This window comes from Cellulophaga sp. (genome assembly GCF_039943695.1).
Classification (GTDB): domain Bacteria; phylum Bacteroidota; class Bacteroidia; order Flavobacteriales; family Flavobacteriaceae; genus Cellulophaga.
In genome coordinates this window covers 1-3901 of record NZ_JBDVAA010000178.1, presented here as the reverse complement: position 1 = coordinate 3901, position 3901 = coordinate 1, and the positions used below count along the sequence as shown (strand labels likewise).

General features: G+C 31.6%; 4 protein-coding genes. 2 read left to right on the top strand and 2 right to left on the bottom strand.

The window, feature by feature from the left end:
• Nucleotides 1-52 precede the first annotated feature (52 nt).
• Complete coding sequence (gene hisF, locus ABJD66_RS11740) at nt 53-808, top strand: imidazole glycerol phosphate synthase subunit HisF (protein WP_303544614.1); 756 nt, start codon at nt 53-55, stop codon at nt 806-808.
• A gap of 22 nt (nt 809-830) precedes the next feature.
• Nucleotides 831-1427, top strand: a complete 597-nt coding sequence (gene hisIE / locus ABJD66_RS11735; RefSeq protein ID WP_348131770.1) for a bifunctional phosphoribosyl-AMP cyclohydrolase/phosphoribosyl-ATP diphosphatase HisIE — start codon at nt 831-833, stop codon at nt 1425-1427.
• Here the strand turns inward: hisIE and ABJD66_RS11730 are convergent.
• Complete coding sequence (locus ABJD66_RS11730; protein ID WP_303544610.1) at nt 1424-2911, bottom strand: HAMP domain-containing sensor histidine kinase; 1488 nt, start codon at nt 2909-2911, stop codon at nt 1424-1426. The two genes, hisIE and ABJD66_RS11730, sit on opposite strands and share 4 nt — an antisense overlap.
• 2 nt (nt 2912-2913) lie before the next feature.
• On the bottom strand, nt 2914-3606 hold the full coding sequence (locus tag ABJD66_RS11725) for a response regulator transcription factor (protein ID WP_348131766.1): 693 nt from the start codon (nt 3604-3606) through the stop codon (nt 2914-2916).
• Between the last annotated feature and the right edge of the window lie 295 nt (nt 3607-3901).

Genomic DNA, 3901 nt, shown 5'->3' with positions numbered 1-3901 from the left:
GAAACAGTTAGAAGAATTTATATTAAATAAATAAGGAATTTGAATAAAAACTATGTTAACAAAAAGAATAATACCTTGTTTAGATATTAAAAACGGACGCACCGTAAAAGGAGTCAATTTTGTAGATTTACGAGATGCTGGTGACCCAGTAGAACTAGCAGAAATATATGCGCAAACAGGAGCAGATGAGCTTGTATTTTTAGATATATCTGCTACAGAAGAGCGTAGAAAAACATTAGCAGATTTAGTATTGCGTGTTGCAGAAAAAGTAAATATTCCTTTTACTGTTGGTGGTGGTATTTCATCAATTGAAGACGTAGATATATTGTTGCAAAATGGTGCAGATAAGGTATCTATTAATTCATCTGCAGTTAAAAATCCGCAATTAATAAACGATTTGGCAGCCAAATTTGGCTCTCAGTGTGTTGTTGTGGCAATAGATGCAAAAAATATAGATGGCAACTGGATTGTACATTTAGTTGGTGGTAAAGTACCAACAGAACTTAATTTATTTGATTGGGCTAAAGAGGTAGAAGAAAGAGGAGCAGGAGAAATTTTGTTTACTTCTATGGATAATGATGGTACCAAAGATGGTTTTGCAAATGAAGCATTAGCTAAATTATCAACCGAATTAAATATTCCTATTATAGCTTCAGGTGGTGCTGGTTCTATTCAGCATTTTACTGATACTTTTATAGACGGTAAAGCAGATGCGGCATTGGCAGCAAGTGTTTTTCACTTTAAAGAAATAGAAATAAAAGATTTAAAAGAAGAATTAAAAACTAACGGCATACCAGTTAGATTATAATATCAATAGTAAAACGAATAAAATGACAATAGATTTTACAAAAAGTACAGATGGTCTAGTACCTGCTGTTGTACAAGATGCAACTACCAAAACAGTTTTAATGCTTGGTTATATGAATAAAGAAGCTGTAGACAAGACTAATGAAACAAAAACAGTTACGTTTTATAGTAGAAGCAAAAATCGTTTATGGACTAAAGGAGAAGAAAGTGGTAACTTTTTAAATTTAGTTGATATAAAGGTAGATTGTGATAACGATACCTTATTAATTACAGCAAACCCTGTAGGACCAACGTGCCATACTGGTTCTGATACATGTTGGAATGGCGATAATACAAGCAATTATGGTTTTTTAACTGAGCTTGAAGATATTATTACAGACCGTAAAGAAAACCCAGAAAATAAAGACAGCTATGTAGCCTCTCTTTACAGAAAGGGAATTAACAAAGTTGCCCAAAAAGTTGGGGAAGAAGCCGTAGAAGTAGTTATTGAAGCAAAAGATAGTGATGACCACTTATTTAAAGAAGAAAGTGCAGATCTACTATTTCATTACTTAATTTTATTACAAGCAAAAGGCTTTAAATTAAACGATATTGTTAAAGTATTAAAAGATAGACATTAGTGCACAGGTAATGTAAAACTAAAGGTGCTGCCTTCTTTGGGTTTGCTAAGTACAGTAATAGTGGTGTCATGCATTTCCATTATTTTCTTAACTATGGCTAAACCTAAGCCAGCGCCTCTTTTCTTTTCAGACTTGTCTAGCTGCTTGTAACGATCAAAAATATAAGGTTGCTCGTTAATTGGTATTCCTGCACCAGTATCTGTAATATTAATCTCTACTTTTTTAGCTTGCTTTTTAATTGCTAATGTTACTTTTCCGTTTGGTTCAGTATATTTAATAGCATTTTCTAGCAAGTTTTGTAATGCACGTTCTACCATACTAACATCTGCATATACAAGGTTGTTTTCATTAGAAGCATCCATTTCTAAAACAATTTGTTTCTTTTCAGCTATTACCTTAAATTTTTCAATTAAGTCATAAGACAGTTCTGTTATAGAAAAGGGTTCTTTTACAGGTGTAACCTGTTCAGACTCTAACTTAGAATACTCAAATAATTGGTTTATTAAGTTTGATAATCTGTCTATGTTGTTATGAGTAATTTGTAAATACTCATCTTTCTGAATTTCTGTAAGTGTATCTTTTTTAATTTGAAGCGTTTCTACATATCCTTTTAAAATAGCAAGTGGTGTTCTTAAATCATGTGATACATTAGCTATTAATTCTCTACGTAATGTATCTACAGACTGTATTTTATCAATATTACTAACAATAGTATCTGCCATATCATTAAAAGAGTTTGCAAGAACTTCAATATCAGATTTTTTGGTGTCTTTGATACGTGCAGTACGGTCTCCTTCCTGAAATTTATTTACAGTACTAATCATTACACGTAAGTTTTTAGTTAAAAACCAAATACTTAGTAGGCCTAATAATGCAGCAAAAAGCATAGTCAGTAGGGTAGCACCAAGCCCTAACTTCATAAAATATTGAGATAACAAACTATTACTTATAGCCTGAAACTCTTGACCTGCAAGAATAATATATATGTAACCTTCTTTATCTCCGCTTTTATAAGGTGCGGCAGAAAATATTTTTTGTTCTTCTGTATTTCTAGGATCATCACCCAGAATATACTTTTGTCCGTCTGCTTTTATAAATTCTTTAATAGGATCTAGTGATACGTGCTTAATAGGCTCATTGGCATCATGTTTTAAAACAACAGAATATAATACAGAGCCTGCATTGTCTAGTAAATACACTTCTATACTACGGTTAACCGCCATCATATCATGCATTAAGTCCCCAAACAATGGTTTATTTACACTACCATCTTCTAAAAAAGGAGAAGCATCTTTAAACTTTTCTTCAATAAGGTGGTTAGCTACTTTTGCGTTTACTTTTTGTATTGTAGCTTCATTGTATTTATTAGCAAAGTACCCAGTTATAAGTATGTAACAGGCTCCCATTAATATGATAATGAGAATAAAGGCAATCCACAATTTTTTTATCAGCTTAGTGCCAAGGACTTTTTTAGATGTTCCCATAGTTATATTTCTTCATTAAATTTATAGCCAACTCCCCAAGTGGTAAGTATATACATAGGGTTAGCCATACTAGATTCTATTTTAGCACGCAACCTGTTTATATGTGAGTTTACAGTATGCTCATAACCTTCAAAATTATAACCCCAAATAATGTTTAACAGTTCTGTTCTAGAGTAATTTCTTCCTGGGTTAGAAGCCATTAAAACTAATAACTCAAACTCTTTTGGAGATAGCTCTATCTTTTGCTTGTTATGTAGTACTTTACGTTTATCAATATCTATAAAAAGACCTTCAAAATTTAAGGTAGTAGAGTTGTTTTCTTCTATTTTAGGAGCATCAGACCTACGTAAAACAGCTTTAATACGAGCAAGTAATTCTCGTATGCTAAAAGGTTTAGTTAAATAGTCATCTGCACCAATTTCTAATCCTAATACACGGTCTATTTCTTCAGACTTAGCAGTAAGCATTATAACAGGAGTATTCTTTTTAGTTCTTAGTTTTTTACAAACCTCAATACCGTCCATAATAGGTAATGTAAGATCTAATAAAATAAGGTCATAATCATTTTCTAAAGCTAAATTTAGACCAGTTTCACCGTCCATAGCTTTAGTTGTGGTATATACCATATCTGTTAAATGTATTTCCAGTAATTGTATAATTTCTGGATCGTCTTCTATAATTAAAATCTGTTTCATAATATGGTTGCAAAGAAGTTAATATATATCACAAAGCTATCACAAACTTAAAAAGTTTATAATGTCAATGAAATTAAGGCTTTTAACGCTTTGTGACTACTGTAAGGTAGAATTTATCACAAATACCTTACAATATTGGCTGTAAAGTTTACTTTTTTGTGATTTCATCGTTAAAAACAACCCGTTAATTTGTCTCATAATCTTAAAAACTCTAAAATATGAAAAAGTTACTATTATTATTTATGGCAACAGCTCTTGTAGTAAGTTGCGATAGTGATGACGACACAAATGAACC

Coding starts and splice junctions, on each gene's coding strand:
- hisF (WP_303544614.1), top strand. CDS start 53: ATGTTAACAAAAAGAATAATACCTTGTTTAGATATTAAAAACGGACGC.
- hisIE (WP_348131770.1), top strand. CDS start 831: ATGACAATAGATTTTACAAAAAGTACAGATGGTCTAGTACCTGCTGTT.
- ABJD66_RS11730 (WP_303544610.1), bottom strand. CDS start 2,911: ATGGGAACATCTAAAAAAGTCCTTGGCACTAAGCTGATAAAAAAATTG.
- ABJD66_RS11725 (WP_348131766.1), bottom strand. CDS start 3,606: ATGAAACAGATTTTAATTATAGAAGACGATCCAGAAATTATACAATTA.